The following is an 18,423-nucleotide window of genomic DNA, read 5'->3' on the forward strand; positions in this document are numbered from 1 at the left end:
TGCGCGACGGGCGGCTGAGTGGCGCGGCGGTGTTGCGGGTGTCCTAAACCTGAGGCGCGTTTCAGCTTCGTAGGGGAGGGGGCAGCTTAGAAGTCTCACGCCACCTGCTTCGCCTTCACCCATTGCTGCCGCACCGGCAACGCACGAATCCGTTGCCCGGTCGCTGCAAAAATCGCATTGGTCAGCGCCGGCGCAATCGGCGGCAGGCCCGGTTCGCCGACGCCGCTCAATGGCACGGAGAAATCATCCGCCGCCACCATGTGCACGTGGATCTCGCGTGGCGCTTCGTTCATGCGCAGCACCAGGAAATCGTTGAAGTTGGATTGTTCCGCGCGGCCGTCCTTGAAGCTGATTTCGCCATGCAGGGCCAGGCCAAGTCCCATGATCACCGCGCCTTCCAATTGCGAGCGCACGCGTTCCGGATTCACCTGCGGGCCGCAGTCGATCGCAATATCCACGCGAGGGATGCTCAGTTTGCCGTCGGGGCTGGTTTCGACCTCGATCACCGCAGCAGTGTAGGTGACGAAGCTGCGATGCGCCGCCAGGCCAAGACCGCTTCCCTTGGGGCGTTTCCTGTCCCAATCGGCCGCGGCCGTCACGGTTTCGATGACGCGCTTCATGCGCCTGGTGTCGATCGGAAAAAGCGCGGGATCTTCGCCGTAGTCGGTAAACGGCATCTGTGTTACGGGCTGGAATTGACGGTCGGGGCCAAGCAGTTCCAGCAGGAAATCGCGGTGGTCGCGTCCGGCGGCGTGCGCCAGCTCGGCCACGAAACTCTGGATGCCGTAGGCATGCGGAATGTTGTACACCGAGCGGAACCAGCCGATGCGGGTATGCGCGTCGATGGCGGGGTTTTCGATGCGCACGTTGGGAATGGCAAACGGCAGGTCGATGATGCCCTGGTTCAATTCACCGGCTTGCTCGTGATCGATGCCGGGCCTGAAGGTGGAGGCGATCGACGGCGCGACCGTGCGATGCAGCCAGCCGGTCACCTTGCCCGAACCATCCAGCGCGGCCTCGAAGTGTTCGGCCGATACGGCGTGGAAATAATCGTTGACGATGTCGTCCTCGCGCGTCCACAGCAGCTTGACCGGCTTGCCGGTTGCACGCGAGAGCAGGGCGGCCTCCACCACGTAATCGGGTTTGGATTTGCGCCCGAAGCCGCCGCCGAGCAGGGTGACGTGGACGGTGATGTTCGCATCCGGAATGCCGAGCGCCTTGACCAGTTCGTTGCGGACATCCTGCGGCGCTTGCGTGGGCGCCCACACTTCGCAGCGCTCGCCGGTGACGCTCGCCACCGCGCACGGCGGCTCCATCGTGGCATGGGCGAGATGCGGTATGTAGTAATCGGCAGTGACGCGTTTGGCGGCGCTGTTCAACGCCTGCTCGATGTTGCCGTCGTTGCGCACGAGCTTGCCCGGCTTGCGGTTGGCCGCGTCGAGTTGCGCGTGGTACGCGACGGAATCGTAGTGGGCGTTCGGGCCGCTCACCCAGTCGAGCTTCAGTTGTTCGCGCGCCTTGATGGCCGTCCAGCTGTTGTCGGCGATCACGGCGACGCCGCCCAGCGGCTGGAAACCGGAAGGCAACGGCGTGGGCGCCAGGGTCATCACTTTCGCTACGCCCGGCATTTTCTCCGCGGTGCTGCCATCGAACGAGGCGAGCTTGTCGCCGTACACCGGCGGGCGCGCGATCACCGCATACAGCATGCCGTCCAAGCGCGTGTCGATGCCGTACTGCGCACGGCCGGTGACGATGTCGTGGTTGTCGATCAGCGCTGTCCTGCCTTTGCCGATATAGCGGAATTCAGCCGGCGATTTCAGCGCCAGCCTGTTCGGATCCGGCACGGGCAGGGCGCCGGCCTGGGTGGCGAGTGCGCCGAAACCGAGCTTGCGGCCGTTCTTGCGATCGACCACTTCGTGGATGCCGGTTTTCACCTGGCTCACCGGTACGCCCCATTGCGTGGCGGCGGCCTGCTCCAGCATCGCGCGCGCGGCGGCGCCGGCGCGGCGCAGGGCGGCAAAACTCTGGCGCAGGCTGCGCGAACCGTCGGTATCCTGATTGCCGTAGGTCACTTCGTCGCCTGGCGCCTGGCGTACTTTCACGCGTGACCAATCGGCACCAAGTTCATCGGCCACCACCATCGCCACGCTGGTGCGCACGCCCTGGCCCATTTCGGAACGGATGCACACCACTGTCACGGTACCGTCCGGCGCGATCTCGACGAACAGATGCGGATCGTCGCGCAGGCCATGCTCGGCGGCTTCACCGCCGTACTGTTTCCTGGGTGCATCCGCCGCGCGTGCGAACGCAGGCAGGCCAAACGCCAGCAACAAACTGCCGGCGCCGAAGCCGAGCACGAAGGCACGCCGGCTTTCGTTGCAGATAGGCAGGCTGTCGCGGTTCATGCGGCACTCCCTTCGCCTGCGGCGAGCTTGATCGCATCACGGATGCGTGTGTAGGTGCCGCAGCGGCAAATGTTGCCGGACATGGCGGCGTCGATGTCGGCATCGCTGGGATGCGGCTTGCTCTTTAGCAGCGATGCCGCCTGCATGATCTGTCCGGCCTGGCAATAACCGCATTGCGCCACGTTGAGTGTCATCCACGCACGTTGCACCGGATGGCTGCCGTCCGGCGACAGCCCCTCGATGGTGGTGACCTGCTTGCCCACCGCAGCGACCACCGGCGTGACACAGGAACGCACGGCCGCACCATCCAGATGCACGGTGCATGCACCACACAAGGCCATGCCGCAGCCGAACTTGGTGCCGGTATGGCCGAGCGTGTCGCGCAAATACCACAGCAGCGGCATCTCGGGCGGGCCGTCGAAGGAATGTTGCTGGCCGTTGATGGTCAACATGAGCATGGCGGGCCTCTTGCAGATTGGCGGGACGGGAGGCTGGGGAGGGTATCGCAGGCTGCACGATAGCGCTTGTGCTAGTGGGCATTGAATGCCGCAATCTGGCCGGTTTTTGCACGATCCTGCGCAAGGTTGGCGGGATGGGTGTGTACCGATTTTTTCTCGCATACCGATGCATGCGTGTTTCGTTGGTTGAGACATTTCCTGCGAAATGAAAGACCGCAGCGCCCAGCCATTGGCCTGCGCATAACTTCGTAAAGCCTGTGTGACGATGCCTGTCCACCACTTCACAGTATTCGCTATTGGCCCGGATGGACAACCTAATGTCCTTGCCAGAAGTCGTAAGGTTGCCGCGGGGCACGTAGCGTTTCAGACGGGGCGCGTGGATGCGCGCGGTCTGCGTGCCTCGCATGACATGCACAACTTGAACGTTTGATTCGGCCCGATGGGTCATTCACTGAAAAGGTGCCAACCATGAAGACGCTGTTTGCTCTGAAGAACCTGTTTGCCCGCGAGAAGAGCCTGAAGGAATACGCCTGGTACATCTGGTACTGAGCGATCGAACCGTGTTCCTGATGTCGGCAACACGGTGATGATGTACCCCGCTTCCGGTGGTGGATGTATCGATACCGCTGGGGGCGGGACTCCTCCCTTCAAACGCGAGATCGTCCATGGATATGCGCATCTCCGGCAGGCGTGTCCGGACCACTGTCTTTGCACCCAGGCTTGCAGCGCTTTTGCGCGATCACCGCGGCAAGGATCTGTTTCGTCTGGACGATGACACCGTCGGCGTGGCCGGGGCCGAATTGTCCGACCGGATTCTCGGCGCCAGGGCGGCGACGGAGTTCGAGCGTCCCACGTTCAAGCCGCTGCATGGGCGATCCATTCCGCGTGCGGACGCCTTGAAGTCGATGCAGGCCATCGGCCGTGACGTGCGCGCGACGCTGAAGAAACCCATTCCCATCGAGGTCGACCTGTCCGGCCCATGGCCGCACGTGGGGCACGTATATCTGCGCGATCTCATTCTTGGCAACGATCCGCGACGCTTGCGCTTTTTGATGGATCGCGTGCTGGAATTGACGCCCAAGCTCACCTGGACGGTGATTGCCACGGGTGCCATGTTTCGGTTGCGGTTGCAGCCGGAGGCTTCCGCGATCGCGGCGTCGGTCGCCCATGCGGCGGGGTATCACGAACGCCGTTATGCGATGGGTCTTTACCGGCGCACGGCGGCACCGGTCTGCTTCACCATTTCCACCTTGGTGGCGAATGCACTCTGGTTGGGAGCGCCGTTCGACGATGACTGGTCCAACCGCAATATTCTTTACGAAGCCCTGCGGCTGTTGCCGCCGTCGTGGAACATGCTGCGCAATGCTTCACCCGAATATCCTGCGCTCGACGCGCGCATCCGGGCGAAAGACGATGTGCTGGTCCTGCCGCTGCTGAGCCATCGCGATCCGGCGTTGTGGGACGACCCGGACGAATTCCGGCCCGAGCGCTGGAACAGCCTCAACCCCGACCAGCATCCCGGTTACCTGCCTTTCGGCCACAAGTCCGAACGCTGCTGGGGACAACACATGGTGATGCCGTTGGCCGAGATGTTCCTCGCCGTGCTGCGTGAAAAGGGGCTTGCGGTCAGTCCGCAGCAGACGACGGCACAGGTGCCGCTTGCCGGATTGCTTGGGGTGGCGGAGGTGAGGGTAGAGCCGTTGCGTGCGTAACTCTACTCACCAGGATGATTCGCTTCGCTCACCCCTTCGCACTTCGTCCGGTTGTGACTCAGAACCTGTAGCCCGCGCTTACCCCATAAACCCAGGGGTCTATTTCAGCCTTTCCGACATTCGCACCATTGACGTGTACATCGCCGCGAATCTCGATCCAGCGCACGTCGGCGGTGATCATCCATTGCGGTGAGAGGTTGAAGTCGATGCCGGCGTGCGCGGCGGCGCCCCAGCTGTTGTCGATATGCACCTGCGCGCCTTGCAGGATGCCTTCGCCCTTGGTGCTGAAAAAGCGCGTGTAATTGAAGCCGGCGCCGACGAATGGCGAAATGGTCTGCCCGGCCAGGAAGTGATAATTGAGCCCGAATGTCGGCGGTAGCTGTTTGGTCGTTGCAGCCCGTTGGCCGTCCAGGCGTATGTCATGCCGGAACGGAATCGCCGCCAGCGCATCGATGCCAAGCGCGGGCGTAAGCATGTATTCGATGCTGGCGGTAGGCCTGACGTTATTGCTGATCGTGGTCTTCATGCCGGCGAGACGGCCGTTGTCGTCTTTGGGCGCCACGACGTGGGCGCCGAAGCGGACCACCCAATTATTGTCGTCGGTATCGGTGTCGGCAGCATGCGCCAGCGGGGCGATGGACAGCACGAGTGCGAGGGAAAGGGGCAGCAGTGTTTTCATGGTGTTGTTCCTTCGTGGAGTAACACGCATATGGTTCTGGCTGCACTTGCATCGGCCGTTGATCCAGATCACCTCGCACCGCAACCCCGGGCGGGGTGCGTCGTTTTGTCATGCACGTATCAGGCGATTTCGCCCGGCGACCGGATGGGATAACCCCACCTGCAACGCTGCTAGCAAGATAAATGCCTGCCTCATCGCCGCCGAGATTCGTGCCGACCCCTTCCACCGCACCACGGAAACGGCGATAGTGTCGCGGCGTGGAAACGCGCTGTATCGGGGGAAGCCAGGGATGAAGGGGGAGCACGCCTGAGTTGGCGTGCACGCAACGCACCACTTTTTATCCGGCACGTTCCTTCGCGGCGCGCGGTAGCGGCTGTCCCGCGGTGGATGGCTGCGCGCGCTGGCAGCTGAAAACGAAGTTATCGCAAGCTAAGGAGAAGTGAGCGTGAACGTCATCTACCCAGCCGGCCCGGCCAACGTCCCGGAGGGCTTCACCCGTCCCAGCGGCACCTACCTGCGTCATGCGTGGCTTGCGGTGGGGGCGCTGCTGCTGTTCATTGCGCTGTACGTCGCGCTGGCCGCCTGGTTTGTCTACAACGGGGTGACGGAGCTGGACCGGGCGTTCGATGGCAGCGGTTTCGGCGCGGGGCTGGTGGGCTGCGGCAGCCTGTTTTTTGCAGTGTTCCTGCTCAAGGCGCTGTTCTTCATCAAGAAGGGCACGCAGGCCGACGGCATCGAGTTGACGCGCAAGGACCAGCCGCGGCTGTTTGCCTTTCTGGATCGCATCGCCGATGAAGCCGGCGCGCCGCGGCCGCACAAGGTGCATGCCAGCGGGCGCGTCAATGCGGCGGTGTCGTATGACCTGTCGCTGCTCAATCTTCTATTTCCCTCGCGCAAGAACCTGGAGATCGGCTTCGGCCTGGTGAACATGCTGAACCTGGGCGAGTTCAAGGCCGTGTGTGCGCATGAATTCGGCCACTTCGGCCAGCGTTCGATGGCAGTGGGGCGCTGGGTGTATACGGCGCAGCAGGTGGCGGCATACATCGTGACGCGACGCGATGCGCTGGATGGTTTCCTGCGCGGCTTATCCCGTCTGGACATCCGCATCGCCTGGATCGGCTGGCTGCTGGGCATCGTGGTGTGGGCCTTGCGCGTGGTGGTTGATGCCGGTTTCCGGCTGGTGGTGCTGGCGCAGCGTGCGCTGGCGCGCGAGATGGAGTTACAGGCCGACCTGGTGGCCGTGTCGCTTACCGGTAGCGACGCGCTGGTGCATGCGCTGCACCGGCTGAAGGTGGCGGATGATGCCTGGGATCGCAGCCTGAATTTCCTGCGCGGCGAAGTGGCTGCGAATCGTCCGCCGCGCGACATCTTTGCGGTGCAACTGGCGCTGGCCGATCGGCTTGGCATCATCTACAACGATCCGGCGTATGCCCACCGCCCGCAGCTGCCGGCCGAGGGCGGCGCGGCGTTTCGCGTGTTCGAGAGCGAGCTGGCGCAGCCGCCGCGCATGTGGTCGACGCATCCGATGAACCATGAGCGCGAAAACAACGCCAAGCGCACCTATCTGTTTGCGCCGGCCGACGAGCGCAGCGCGTGGTCGATCTTCGATGACGAGCAGGCCCTGCGTGAGCGCATGACGCACGATCTGGGCGGCAAGCCGACGCAGCCGCCGGTGGAACTGGCCGAAACGCTGCAGCGGTTGCACGACCAGTTCGCGCGCGAGCATTTGAAGGCGGATTACCGCGGCATCTATCTAGGCATGTCGCCGGTGCGGCACGCCGCCAGCGCAGACGAGCTGTACTACGACAATGCTGTGCCGCGCCTGCCATTGTCGCTGGATGACCTGTACCCGCCGCGCCTCGGTGAAGAACTGGATCGGCTGCAGGCACTGGAGCGCGAACATGCCTTGTTGTGCTCGCTGCGCGATCGCATCTACACCGCACCGGACGGCGTGATCCGCCATCGCGGACGCATGTTGAAACGCAGCCAGTTGCCGGCGGCGATCGCCGAGGTGGAAAAAGAGCGCGCCGGTGTGCGATCGAGCCTGCACTCGACCTTGCGCCGCGTACGCAGCCTGCATCTGAAAGTTGCCGCCACGCAGGCGCCGGCATGGCGCAATTACCTGCTTGGCGTATTGCGGGTGCTGCATTACGCCGATCATGCGGAAGCGGATTTGCGCGATGCGCAAGCGGCACTCGCCAGGGATTACCGCCAGGCCGCTGCGCGCGGCAGCATCAACGAGAAGGGCGCGCGCCGCATCCTGGCCGGCGCCGGCGACGTGCATCGCACGCTCGCGCGGATCTACCACGAAGCCGGTACCGTGCGGCCTGGCGCGCGCTTATTGGCCACGCTGGGGGTGGCGAGCTGGCCGCAAGCGCTCGGCGACTACGGGTTGCGTGCGCCGGAACGCGCCAACATCAACGAGTGGTTGCGCCATATCGACGGATGGATCCATCGCGTCGGCAACTGGTTGTCGGCGTTGCGCCGCGCCGCGCTCGATGAACTGCTGGTGGTGGAAGCGTCGATCGCCGCGGCCACGCCCGACGCACTGCTTGGCCAGGCTCCGGTGGAGAGTCCCTCCGTACACAAGCTGTATCCCACGCTGGTGCCCGGCGCCGAGCGCGGACGGCAGGCGAAGCAAGGATTCTGGCAACGCTTCGACGGTGCCGGCGATCGCCTTTCCGGCCTTGCGCGCGGCGCCGCCGCCGTAGCGATCGTCGGTTCCGTGCTGGCGTTCGGCTGGCTGCACGAAAGCACCACCGTCACCGTGTACAACCCGTTGGACCGCACCGTGGTCGCCAGCGTGGAGGGTCAGCACGTAACAGTGCAGCCGCATCAGCACGACGATGTTTCGGTACATGGCGTGGGCAGCGTGCAGGTGGATGCACAGACCAGCGATGGCGAACCGATCGAACATTTTTCCGCGCCGCTCAACCGTGCCGACAACCACGTCGTCTATACGGTGGCCGCCGCGGCGCCGCTGCATTCGTGGGTGGCATCGTACGGTTCGGCGGCAAGAATGGCGCCGTCGTTCCTGCCGCCGCAGCGCTGGCAAGTCGTGCACGCCGATGACGTTTTCACGCCGCCGCCGCAACGTATCCAGACCAGCAACGGCGCAGGCATGCGCACCGTGCTCGATGGCGTGGACAACTTGCCGCCGGAGTTCTATGCCGACCAGGTGCCGGATCAACATGCCGCCGCGGCGATGATGCTGGCGCATGTGCGTTTCGACCAGCCCGGTTCCGCCAACCTGATGAGCTGGCTGGAACTGGCGCGCGGCGTACCCGGTTTCAACGAGGCGTTTGCCGTTCGGCGCAAGCGCTTCCCCATCGACGTGGCCGCCATGCGATTGGAGCAGGATGAAAACCTCGGCGCCACGCACGCGGCGGTTTGCGCGCGCGATCAAGCCTTGGCGCAAGCGACGCCGGACCAGGCCGATCTGGCCTACGTGGCGACACGCTGCATGCAGGGCGCGGAGCGCGACCGCAAGTTTGCGGAAGGTGCGCAGCGTTGGCCGCAATCGGCGTGGTTCGCCATGGCGGCGGCGTTCGCGCAGGGCCAGCAACAACACTATTCGCAGGCCTTGGCGCTGTATCGGCAGGCGTTGGCGCGCAGCCCCATGCTGCGCAACTCCCTGGCGATCGAAGTGTTGCGCCTGTCGCGCCTGGTCGACCCGGCCGGCGCGCTGCAGGAGCAGCCGCAACTGGCCGCCACATCGCCCGCGCTCGCCAACATATTGCTGCTGGAACCGGGCGCACCGATGCAGGGTGGCGATTATCGTGCGCTCTCCCTGTTGTCCGACGGGCGCGTGGACGATGCGCTGGTTGCCGCAGAACACACCTCTGCCGAAGGCCATGTGTTGCGCATGGCCGCCGCTTCGCAAGGTGCCTCGGCGCAGTTGCGTTCACGCGTGGCGGCCTTGCCGCAAGGGGTTGGCATCGATCAGGAAACCGTGTGGCTGGCGCTCGCGGAAGGCGACGACGCCAGCGATCCTGCCATCGCGAAAATTCTCGATGGCATCGGTGCGGAATCCGGCGGGGAGGGGCAGGCGTGGGTGCAGCGCATGCAGCGCTTCATCGCTCTGGCGCAGCGCGGCGATGCGGTTGACGCCGCGCACGCGCTGGATGGCGTGCCGCTGGAAATGCGTGCGCAGGCCTATGTCGTCGGTATTTATTTGCTGGGATCGCACGCGCCGGATGCATGGCGGAACTTCGCACATGCGGCGCTGTTTGCGGGGGAGCGGCCGTTTTTGGGATAGGCGTTAACCGCAGGCCGGGATGAAATTCCCGCATCGCCATGCACGCCTGTGCGGGGACTCCATCCCAGCCTACGGAGCTGACATGGCATCGAACATCAAGCTGCTTGGCTTACTTCTGTAGGGGCAATTCCGGCATGCGTGCCTTTATCCTGAGTATCTTCCTGGTCTGCCTGTGCGCACCCGTGCTGGCGCAAGCGCCTATTCCGACGGATGTCCTGCGTACGCCCGAACAGGCCGTGGTGGTGGTTTCCGCCAGTGAGCAGGATGCGTATCGGCGCGTGATGTCAGCCTACGCGCTTGCGGAAAAGGCGAGCCCCCAGGATGCCGCGCTGGTGATGGCCCGCTGCAGGTTCGCCCAGGGCTTTTTGTACAACGAGGAGATCGATTGGACCGATACGGCCCAGGACGACTTTCAACGCTGCAAGAACGATCTGCAGACGCGCTTTCCCGACGACGCCGAAGCCGATCTCTTCATCGCCCAGCAGCAGGGCGGCAAAGATGTCATCGCGTTCGCACTTACCTTATTGCCGAAAAGCGCGCACTGGAGCCTGCAGCAGCGTGCAAAACTGCATGGCATTCTTGCGCGCGGCTACACCGCGACGAAGCAGACGGATATTGCCGGGCAGGAAGCACTGGCGGCCGTGCAGATGGATCCGGCCAGCGACCAGCTGGTGACGGCGTTGCGTTATCTGGCCAACAGCGGGCGTGCCGGTGAGGCGGAAGCCTTGCTGGCCAAAACGCCGGTCGACGCATCCATCTGGAAAGAATGGTCGCGCGTGAATTTCGCTGCGGACAGCCTGAGCCCGACCGTGGCCTTGGCCGAGCTTCGGCGCGCCATGAAAAACCGTGGGTATACCAATTGGTGGCTGGCCGCGCGCATCTACCTGCGTGCAGGAAAAGCGGCGGAGGCGGTCAAGGCGCTTGCGCACGTGGGCGGCTGCTCGTGTAGCGAAACTATCCAGCAATATCAGACGCGCCTGGACGTGGCGGTAGCCGCTCGCGATGGCACGGCCGCGTCGACGGTGCTGCAAAGCTGGCTTGCCAAGACCGGCATCTCCATGCCGTTGCTGTTTGCGTATGGCAACCTGTTGCGGCATGACCCGCTGCAACTGTTCTCGCCGCCGCTGGTGCATCTGGCGCTGGGCATGCTGGCCTTGCTGTTGACGCTGGCGTACGCGCCGAGCCTGATCGCCTTTCCGGCGTATTACCGCGGCGTGATTCGTGCGCGTCGCAACAAGCCAAGCGTGCCGCTGTTTGCCAACATCGGTCTGCGCTGCATGTGGATGGCGCTTGCCATCTTTCTGGTGGCTTCTGCCATCATCCCCTTGCTTGGCGGGGGCAGTCCCTTGCATTCATGGGCGACCAGCAAGGTTCTGTCGAACGATGAGCAGTCCGCCATCGTGGTCATGCAACTGGCCACGCTTTTGATGGGCGGCGTGCTGATGGCACCGATTGCCTGGCGCTTTTCGCGGCGGGATTGGCTGGGCGACCGCGGCTGGATCACCACGGTTGTCGTCGTGGCGCTTTGGGCGCTGGTGAAAGCGCTGGGTGTCTGGCTGGCATGGCATTCGGGGCACCTGGGCGCAGCCGTACGCGGCACGCTGCACGATCGCATGATCGCCACGCTGGCGCTGGCTTGTGCGCACCTGGGCGGACCTGTGCTTGCCATGCTGGTGATCGCGGTGGCCGTGCCGGTGTATGAGGAACTGATCTTCCGGGGCTGCGTGCTGGGCGGGCTTGCGCGGCACATCAGCTTCGGCTGGGCCAATGTTGTTCAGGCCCTGCTTTTTGCGGTGCTGCATAACGACACGCCGCACTTCGTGTTCTATTTCCTGCTGGGCCTGTTGGGCGGCTGGCTGGCACGCCGTACGCGCGGCCTGGCTGCGCCGATCGCGCTGCATGCGGCGAACAACGCCGTCGCCTGTGCAGCGATATTTTTGGGTGGTTGATCCGTCGAATTTCTACACACTGGGGAAAAGGAATGCGTGCATATCGGTGGATGTTGTATGGAGTGGCCCTGTCATGCCTGTTGTGGGGCCTGCCATGCATGGCAGCGGAGAACGCGGCGCCCGCCGCACAGCCGGCGGCGATGTCGATCAAGAACTTCATCCGCCAGCCGGATTTTTCGCAAGTGACGATTTCACCGGACGGCAGTTACGTCGCCGCGTTGATTCCGGTGCCCGATCATCCGTATCAAAACCTGATCGCGATCCTGGATGCGAAGACGTCCAAGGCAGTGCATATCCTGCGTTCGGGCAGTTTTTCGCTGGTCTATGACTATTTCTGGGTCAGCGACAACCGCATCGTCGCCAGCATCGCCAAGCAAGAAGGCGGGCTGGATACACCGGAGCGCACCGGCGAACTCTTTGCGATCGATGTGGACGGCGGCAAACAGACCAATTTGTTCGGCTACCGCGCGGGCGGCATGCAGACTGGCACCCATATCCATGCCGCAGAAGCGCGGGATGCCTTTGCGGAACCGATCAGCACGCAGGTCTTCGGCGACCGCCAGATCCTGATTGCCATCAACGATTTCACCACCGGCCGGGCGGGCACGTATACCTCGGCGGCATGGCTCAACGTGATGGATGGCCACAGCACCAGCATCACCACCTCGCCGGAGCGCAACGCGCGGCTGGTCGCCGACCATGCCGGCCAAGTGCGCGTGGCGTACGCCGACAACACCTATGGCGGCGGCAAGTTGTGGCTGCGCACCGCCACCAAGGATGACTGGGCGCTGGTCAATGATGCGGCAGCTTCGCACGTGGACATGCTGCCGATCGGGTTCAACCGCGACAACAGCCAGCTGTATCTGCGGGTATCGCAAGGCGACAAGCCTGCGGCGATCGAACGGATGGATACGGCCACGCACAAGCTCGTCAAGCTGTATCAGGGCCAATTCGCAGACCCCGGTGCGTTGTTGCCGACGGCGGATGGCCAGGATTACTACGCCGTGGTGACGCTCGATGGCAAGCGATCCTTGTTCTATTTCGACGAAAATGCGCCGGAAGCCAAGCTCAGCATGGCACTGGCAGCCAATTTCCCCGGCCAGCTTGCGTATTTCTCCAGTTTCACGCGCGATGGAAAGCACGCCATCGTCAAGGTGATCAGCGATCGCGATCCCGGCGATTACTACGTATTCGACCTGGCTACCAGCAATGCGCACTATCTGTTGAGCGCGGAGCCATGGATCGATCCGAACCAGATGCGTCCCATGCAGCCGATCGAATTGAAAGCGCGCGACGGACTGAGCCTGCATGGCTTCCTGACCTTGCCCGCCGGCAACAAGCCGTTTCCGCTGATCGTACTGCCGCACGGCGGCCCGCATGGCATTGCCGACCGGTGGGCGTTCGACGGCGAGGTACAGTTGTTCGCCAATCGCGGCTACGCGGTGTTGCAGGTGAACTATCGCGGTTCCGGCGGCTACGGCGATGGGTTCCAGGCGCTCGGCTATCGGCAATGGGGCTTGAGCATGCAGGATGACCTTACCGATGCGACCCGCTGGGCCATCGACCAAGGCTATGCCGACGCGCACCGCGTTTGCATCTACGGTGCCAGCTATGGCGGTTACGCTGCCTTGGAAGGTGCGGTGCGCGAGCCGGATCTCTACAAGTGCGCCGTCGGCTATGCCGGTGTCTATGACTTGCGTGTGCAGTTGGACAAGAGCGACACGCAACGCACCGACCAGGGCAGCGCCTATCTGCAACTGGTGCTAGGCAATGACCGCAATGACCTGCTGCGCCGTTCGCCGCTAGGCGGCGTCGACAAGCTCAAGGCCGACGTGCTGCTTATCCATGGCGGCGCCGATCCGCGCGTGCCGTTCAAGAACTTCAAGGAGTTCACCGCGGCGCTGGATAAGCTCGGCAAGCACTATGAGTCGCTGGTGGAACCCGATGAAGGGCATGGGTTCTTTCTGCCGGAGCATCGCAAGCAGGCATATCAGAAGATGGTGGATTTCTTCGATAGCCAGATGGGTACTGCTGCCATGGCAGGGGCGATGCCATCGTCCGTTTCGGGCGCAGCTAAGCAGTGATAAACGGCGTCGATGCTATTCCGAACGTAGGCTGGGATTTCATCCCAGCCTACGGATGACTCAGTCCGCGGTGATCAGCGCGTCGACTTGCCCGCATTACGCAACGCCGCCACCGCCGCGGCGGCATTCACTTCCATCACGCCGTTGGAACGCCGGCTGCTCTCCAGCAGCAGATCACGCACCGCGTGCGCATCCAGGCGCGGCGAAAGCGAAAGCAGCAACGCAACGATGCCGCTGACGTGCGCAGCGGCCATGGATGATCCGGAGGTGAAATCGTAGCCGCCGCCGGGCTGGGTGGTGAGGATGTCCTTGCCTGGTGCACTCAATACGCCCGGTGGCGCCGGCGTGGCATCGCTGGTGCGTACCACGATGACGCCGGGCGCATGGCTGGGGAAGCCATCCAGGTTTCCACTGGGTGGCAATGCGGCGACCACGATGCGGCCCTGGCTGAGCAATTGCGCCAGCAGCTTGTCGAGCAGCGGATCGGCGGGGCCGCCCAGGCTCAGGTTGACGATGCGTGCGTCGGTATCGATGACGGCCGCCAGCGCCTTGGCCAGCGTGAACGTATTGCAGTGCGCGCCAGCGTGGGATGCGGGCGCATACCAGCAGGCCTTGTAGACGCTGAGCACGGCCTTCGGCGCGATGCCGACGATGCCTTGATGGTTGTCCGCATCCGCGGCGATCACGCCGGCGACTTCGGTGCCGTGGTTGTCCCGGTCGAAGGCGGACGCATCGGCGCCGACCATGTCGTGGATATCGTGGATGCGTCCTTGCAGATCGGGGTGCTTGGTATCGGCGCCGGTGTCGACCACCGCGATATGCACGCCCTCGCCCTGGCTGAAGGTCTGCGCGAGCGCCGCGTCGGTTTCCACGAAGCCGCGCTGCAATCCCACGTACGGATCGTTGTAGCGGGGACGCGTATCCGTTTCCGCCGTGGCGTATACCGAGTAATCCTGCAAGGGCTGCGCGAGTTTGACGCGATCGTCCTTGGCCAGCGTCTTGATCAGCTCATCGCGGTTCGTGCCGGCTGGCGCTTCCACCACCACGCAATACACGCCCAGCGCCTTGATCGGCCAGCCGGCGATTTCGTGCAGCTGGTAATGCTGTTTCAGTGCGCCGAGTGCGGATGCCGCGCGCTGGCCGGCGCCGTAGTAACCGGCCGGCGTGTAGCCCAGCAGGCTGGAGCCGGCGTGCAGGGCAGGCGGATCGATTGGGTTGGCCACCGCCAGCACGATGTCGCGCTGGCTGTTCATCGCCGACGCGGCGGCAATCTGGCCGGATGGATCGCTGGCCGCGGCAGCCGATACCTGCATGCCCAGGCACGCTACTGCGGCGGTGAATACGAGTGCAGCCAACTTCATGGCGTATCGGTCACCGGCTCCGCCAGACGCACACCGCGCGCCGCGCGCAGTTGCTGCAGCGTATCGTGCTTGCCGGCAGCCGTGGCCGGTGCCACGGTGTAAGCGCCCACGTCATTGGGACCGCCGACCACTTGTAGCTGCAGCGAATGCAGCAGCGCATTCCAATCGGCCAGCGTCATGCTCGCATCGGGGACGACGCGGATGGCACCGGCGGTGAACGGTGCGGACGGTTCCTGGCTGAGCGTGTGGTAGGTGGCGCCGTCGCCGGCCGACCACATTTTCAGGCCGAGTGCGCCGATGCCGATGGCCTGGATCAGCACGGCCGCTGCCAGGGCGCGGGTCAGCCAGCCGCCACGGCGCGCACGCTGCGGTGCTTCCACTGCCGGTGCATCCAGGCGGCCGAGCAGGCGCTGCAGGCCGGCTTCCATGTCCACCTCGACATCCGCCGGCAGCGACATGGCGTGGTGCAGGCGCTTCTGCTGCTCGAATTCCGCGCGGCAGGCTTCGCAATGCGCCAGGTGGTGCGTCAGCCATTCGCTTTGTTCCCGCGTGGCGCTGTCTTGCAGCACCCACGGCATCATTTCCCACGCGCGTGGGCAATCCTGGCTGGAGTAGTTGGGTAGCATCGTCATGGCGCTTGCTCTTTGAAGATGGGTGAGCGTTCGGCCAAAGCCGGCAGTACGTTGCGCAGTTTCACGCGCGCATGGAACAAGCGGGCTTTTACCGTGCCAACCGGGCATTGCATGATCGCGGCGACGTCGTCCAGGGTATGGCCTTCACCGTACACCAGCTCCACTACCACGCGCTGGTCGTGCGAAAGGCGTTCCATGCCCTTGCTCAGCCAGTCGCGCAGTACGCGATCCTCGTCCGGATCGTCGGCGGGTATGCGTTCTTCCGGAATATTGCTGTCTTCCACCGGCTCGTCGCCATGCTGTCGCAACGCCTTGAGGCCGCAGCGGTAGGCAATGCCCATGATCCAGGTCGAGACGCGCGAATCGCCGCGGAAATCGCCGGCTTTCTGCCAGGCGATCCAGAAGCAGTCGTTGATGACTTCCTCGATCACTTCCGGCCGGCGCGTCTGCCGCGACAGGAAACGGCACAGCCGGCCGTGGTAGTTGCGGTAGAGGATGGCCAGCGCATGGCGGTCGCCGGCGGCCATGCGTTGCAGCAGCTGGCGGTCGGTGGCGTCGGTAGTGAGATCGGCGTCGTTCATGGGGTTCGATGGCGTCGGTTGACGACATAAGTGCCGGTTGGGCGCCGAAAGGTTGCGTGGGCGGGGTGACTCCAGTCTACGCGGCTATGGGGTCGCCGATGCCCATTGCTGAAGGCGGTTGCCCTCGACACGCGAGGCGGCCAGCAACTGATCCCAGTCATCGGGAGGATGACCGCCATCGAGCATCTTCCGGAAGGTGCGATAGGCGTCGTCGCCACTCTCGTAGGCACGCTTGGTGTCTTCGTCGTTGATCCAGGCGAAGACAAGGATCCTGCTCTGCGCGTGATAGCGGAAGAACAGCCGGTATTGCTGGAAGAACTTGGCCCGGAACCAGTGTTTGTAGTCGTCGCCAAGGGTATTGCCCTGGCGGTATTCCGGGCGGGTGGGGTCTTGCGGGATGACGTCCAACACCAGCCTGGCGATCGCGGCGAGCCGCTTGCTGGCGTTCTTCTTCGCATAACCGGTCGGATCTTTCTGTTTGAGCGCCTCGACCTGCCGGACCAGGGTTTCGACCTGGGCAAGGAACAGTGGGTGGGCAAACAGGGTCCAGCCGCGAACGATCAATGGCGCGGTCTTGCTTGCACTCATTCATCGTCTGCCGATAGCGGTGCATCGAGATCGACTTCGATGCCGTCGGTCAGCGACCGCAGCCGCTGCGCCAGACTCGTATCCATGGCCTGCAGGCGCTCCGGGTGGCTGGCCACGTCGCGGGCCAGGAAGCGCAAGAACTGGCCAAGCACGGGGTCGTCTCCATCGGCGGCCTTGGCACGCGAGAGTATGACTTCGCCGTTGGGGTGGATGGTGTAGTGGATCTTGTCGCGCTTATGCAGCCGCAGGGCGCGACGTACGGTTTCCGGCACCGTCGTCTGGTAGCGGTCGGTGAGGGTGGATTCGGTTTCAAGGGGGATGGACATCGGGTGCTCCCGTCGAGAATGGCCCTTGGGAGGCAGGGTAATGCAGTTGCCTTGTCTGCGCAATGCAAGTGCATTGCCATGCTGCGTATCAGAAAGACCAAGCAATCGTCGCCACCCAGGGGGCCGCGGCCATCCATCGCTGCGACGGATCGGTAGCGATCCGGTCCAGTTCGACCCGCCAGGCTCCATAGTCCCAGGCCAGGCCCAGCTGGCCGTAGCCGTAGTATGAACTCGGGCGTTGGCCGCGGTACGTGCCGTAGCCAGGGAAATAGGTCCAGGCGCCGTCGCTGCTGCCGCCGTAGTAGCTCCCCGCAGGCAGCGGCTGGGCCACGCCCAGGCCGGCGTTAAGCGAAAAATGCGCCGGCAAGGGCCAGCGGAAGTTCGCGTCTGCCGCGCCGCGCGGCTGGTGGTCGTAGCCGCGGGTAAGGCTGATGGCCGACAGTCCAAACGTGAGCACGTCCCGGTACAGCCAGTTCATGCTGGCCTCGGCCCGGTCGAAGGCGCGCGCGCTGGCGTTGCCGGGGTAGGCGTAATAGGCCAGGCCGGCCTGCATGCGCCAGTCGTCCGACAGCAGCCAATAGTGGTCGACCTGCAGCAGCGTGTCGGAGCCATGTCTGGGCGAGCGTGCCTGGGTCCCAGCGGACAGGCCGAATACCCAGTCATCGGTGGTGGCCCAGGACCCGGCAGCCTGCAGCACCGGCGTGACCGGGGTGATGGCCAGGCCGCGATCGACCAGTTGCGAACTGAGTGCGACGGTGCCACTGAACATATTGGTTTGCGCGTGCAACGGCGTGGCGGCGATGGCTGCCGGCAGCAGGGCGACGAGAAGGCGAAAGCGATGAGCGCCAAATCGTGCGTTCATAGGCTCACGCAAGCGCCAAACCGTCATTCCCGCGCATCCAAGAACGACGGCAGACAAAGGCCGGCATGCTGAAATGCCGGCCGTATTCGGATGAGAACGCATACTGCATTCACCGGCTTATATCCGATCGCTCCAGACAAGGGAATGTCATGAAAGCCTGTCCAATCCGGTTCCTAATGCAGCGTGCCGAGATAGGTGATCAGGTCCTCCAGCTGCCTGGCGTCGTCCAGCCCGTCGTATTTCATCTTGGTGCCGGGATTGGCCTTTCTGGCCGGCTGCGAGAGATAGTCGTGCAGCTTGTCGGCGGTCCAGGTCCAATGTGCCTGTTTCAAGGCATCCGAATAGTTGTAGTCCGCGATCGAACCGGCGGGGCGTCCCACGATGCCGAACAGGCTGGGTCCTTTCTTGTTCTTCCCCTCCCTGGGGCTATGGCATTCGGCGCATTCGGCCCTGAACACATCCGCGCCGGCACTGGCGTCGCCGGCACGCAGCATGGGCGACGCCAGCATCCACCCGACAACAAGTGCT

15 protein-coding genes are annotated in these 18,423 nt (G+C 64.0%); 5 read left to right on the forward strand and 10 right to left on the reverse strand.

Annotated features, from left to right (window positions below; genetic code table 11):
* Nucleotides 1-95 precede the first annotated feature (95 nt).
* Both VMA74_RS19215 and VMA74_RS19220 read right to left on the reverse strand, forming a co-directional pair.
* Nucleotides 96-2,405 (reverse strand): xanthine dehydrogenase family protein molybdopterin-binding subunit, encoded by a 2,310-nt coding sequence (locus VMA74_RS19215; RefSeq protein ID WP_325369928.1) that lies wholly within the window; start codon nt 2,403-2,405, stop codon nt 96-98.
* Nucleotides 2,402-2,863 (reverse strand): (2Fe-2S)-binding protein, encoded by a 462-nt coding sequence (locus VMA74_RS19220; protein ID WP_325369930.1) that lies wholly within the window; start codon nt 2,861-2,863, stop codon nt 2,402-2,404. Before VMA74_RS19220 ends, VMA74_RS19215 begins: the two co-directional genes overlap by 4 nt.
* A gap of 468 nt (nt 2,864-3,331) precedes the next feature.
* On the opposite strand from VMA74_RS19220, the gene VMA74_RS19225 reads away from it, so the two are divergent.
* A complete protein-coding gene (locus VMA74_RS19225; protein WP_325369957.1) occupies nt 3,332-3,412 on the forward strand; it encodes a tryptorubin family RiPP precursor in 81 nt (26 codons plus the stop codon).
* 116 nt (nt 3,413-3,528) lie between these two features.
* The gene (locus tag VMA74_RS19230) at nt 3,529-4,575 is read left to right on the forward strand and encodes a cytochrome P450 (protein WP_325369931.1); all 1,047 of its coding nucleotides are present in this window, start codon (nt 3,529-3,531) and stop codon (nt 4,573-4,575) included.
* A gap of 58 nt (nt 4,576-4,633) precedes the next feature.
* Here VMA74_RS19230 and VMA74_RS19235 read toward each other — a convergent pair whose 3' ends face one another.
* A complete protein-coding gene (locus VMA74_RS19235) occupies nt 4,634-5,254 on the reverse strand; it encodes an OmpW/AlkL family protein (protein ID WP_325369934.1) in 621 nt (206 codons plus the stop codon).
* Nucleotides 5,255-5,699: 445 nt separating this feature from the next.
* Between VMA74_RS19235 and VMA74_RS19240 the strand changes: the two genes are divergently transcribed.
* From VMA74_RS19240 to VMA74_RS19250, 3 genes are all read left to right on the forward strand, one after another.
* Nucleotides 5,700-9,512, forward strand: a complete 3,813-nt coding sequence (locus VMA74_RS19240) for a M48 family metallopeptidase (protein ID WP_325369936.1) — start codon at nt 5,700-5,702, stop codon at nt 9,510-9,512.
* A 134-nt stretch (nt 9,513-9,646) separates the two neighbouring features.
* On the forward strand, nt 9,647-11,461 hold the full coding sequence (locus VMA74_RS19245; protein ID WP_325369938.1) for a CPBP family intramembrane glutamic endopeptidase: 1,815 nt from the start codon (nt 9,647-9,649) through the stop codon (nt 11,459-11,461).
* Between the two features lie 98 nt (nt 11,462-11,559).
* Nucleotides 11,560-13,545, forward strand: a complete 1,986-nt coding sequence (locus VMA74_RS19250) for a S9 family peptidase (protein WP_325369940.1) — start codon at nt 11,560-11,562, stop codon at nt 13,543-13,545.
* 74 nt (nt 13,546-13,619) lie between these two features.
* Here the strand turns inward: VMA74_RS19250 and VMA74_RS19255 are convergent, their stop codons facing one another.
* The 7 genes from VMA74_RS19255 to VMA74_RS19285 all read right to left on the reverse strand — a co-directional run.
* Nucleotides 13,620-14,906: a S8 family serine peptidase gene (locus VMA74_RS19255; RefSeq protein ID WP_325369942.1), complete on the reverse strand. Its 1,287-nt coding sequence runs from the start codon at nt 14,904-14,906 to the stop codon at nt 13,620-13,622.
* Nucleotides 14,903-15,538, reverse strand: a complete 636-nt coding sequence (locus tag VMA74_RS19260; RefSeq protein ID WP_325369944.1) for a zf-HC2 domain-containing protein — start codon at nt 15,536-15,538, stop codon at nt 14,903-14,905. The genes VMA74_RS19255 and VMA74_RS19260 overlap by 4 nt, the downstream gene beginning before the upstream one ends.
* Nucleotides 15,535-16,119: an RNA polymerase sigma factor gene (locus VMA74_RS19265; protein WP_325369946.1), complete on the reverse strand. Its 585-nt coding sequence runs from the start codon at nt 16,117-16,119 to the stop codon at nt 15,535-15,537. Before VMA74_RS19265 ends, VMA74_RS19260 begins: the two co-directional genes overlap by 4 nt.
* Nucleotides 16,120-16,203: 84 nt before the next feature.
* Complete coding sequence (locus tag VMA74_RS19270) at nt 16,204-16,707, reverse strand: type II toxin-antitoxin system YhaV family toxin (protein WP_325369948.1); 504 nt, start codon at nt 16,705-16,707, stop codon at nt 16,204-16,206.
* The gene (locus tag VMA74_RS19275) at nt 16,704-17,033 is read right to left on the reverse strand and encodes a type II toxin-antitoxin system PrlF family antitoxin (protein ID WP_325369950.1); all 330 of its coding nucleotides are present in this window, start codon (nt 17,031-17,033) and stop codon (nt 16,704-16,706) included. The genes VMA74_RS19270 and VMA74_RS19275 overlap by 4 nt, the downstream gene beginning before the upstream one ends.
* An 88-nt stretch (nt 17,034-17,121) precedes the next feature.
* Nucleotides 17,122-17,895: a hypothetical protein gene (locus tag VMA74_RS19280; protein WP_325369953.1), complete on the reverse strand. Its 774-nt coding sequence runs from the start codon at nt 17,893-17,895 to the stop codon at nt 17,122-17,124.
* Between the two features lie 173 nt (nt 17,896-18,068).
* On the reverse strand, nt 18,069-18,423 hold a 355-nt coding region (locus tag VMA74_RS19285; protein WP_325369955.1), incomplete at its 5' end, for a c-type cytochrome.

It is taken from the genome of Dyella sp. (genome assembly GCF_035508675.1).
Lineage (GTDB): Bacteria > Pseudomonadota > Gammaproteobacteria > Xanthomonadales > Rhodanobacteraceae > Dyella_B.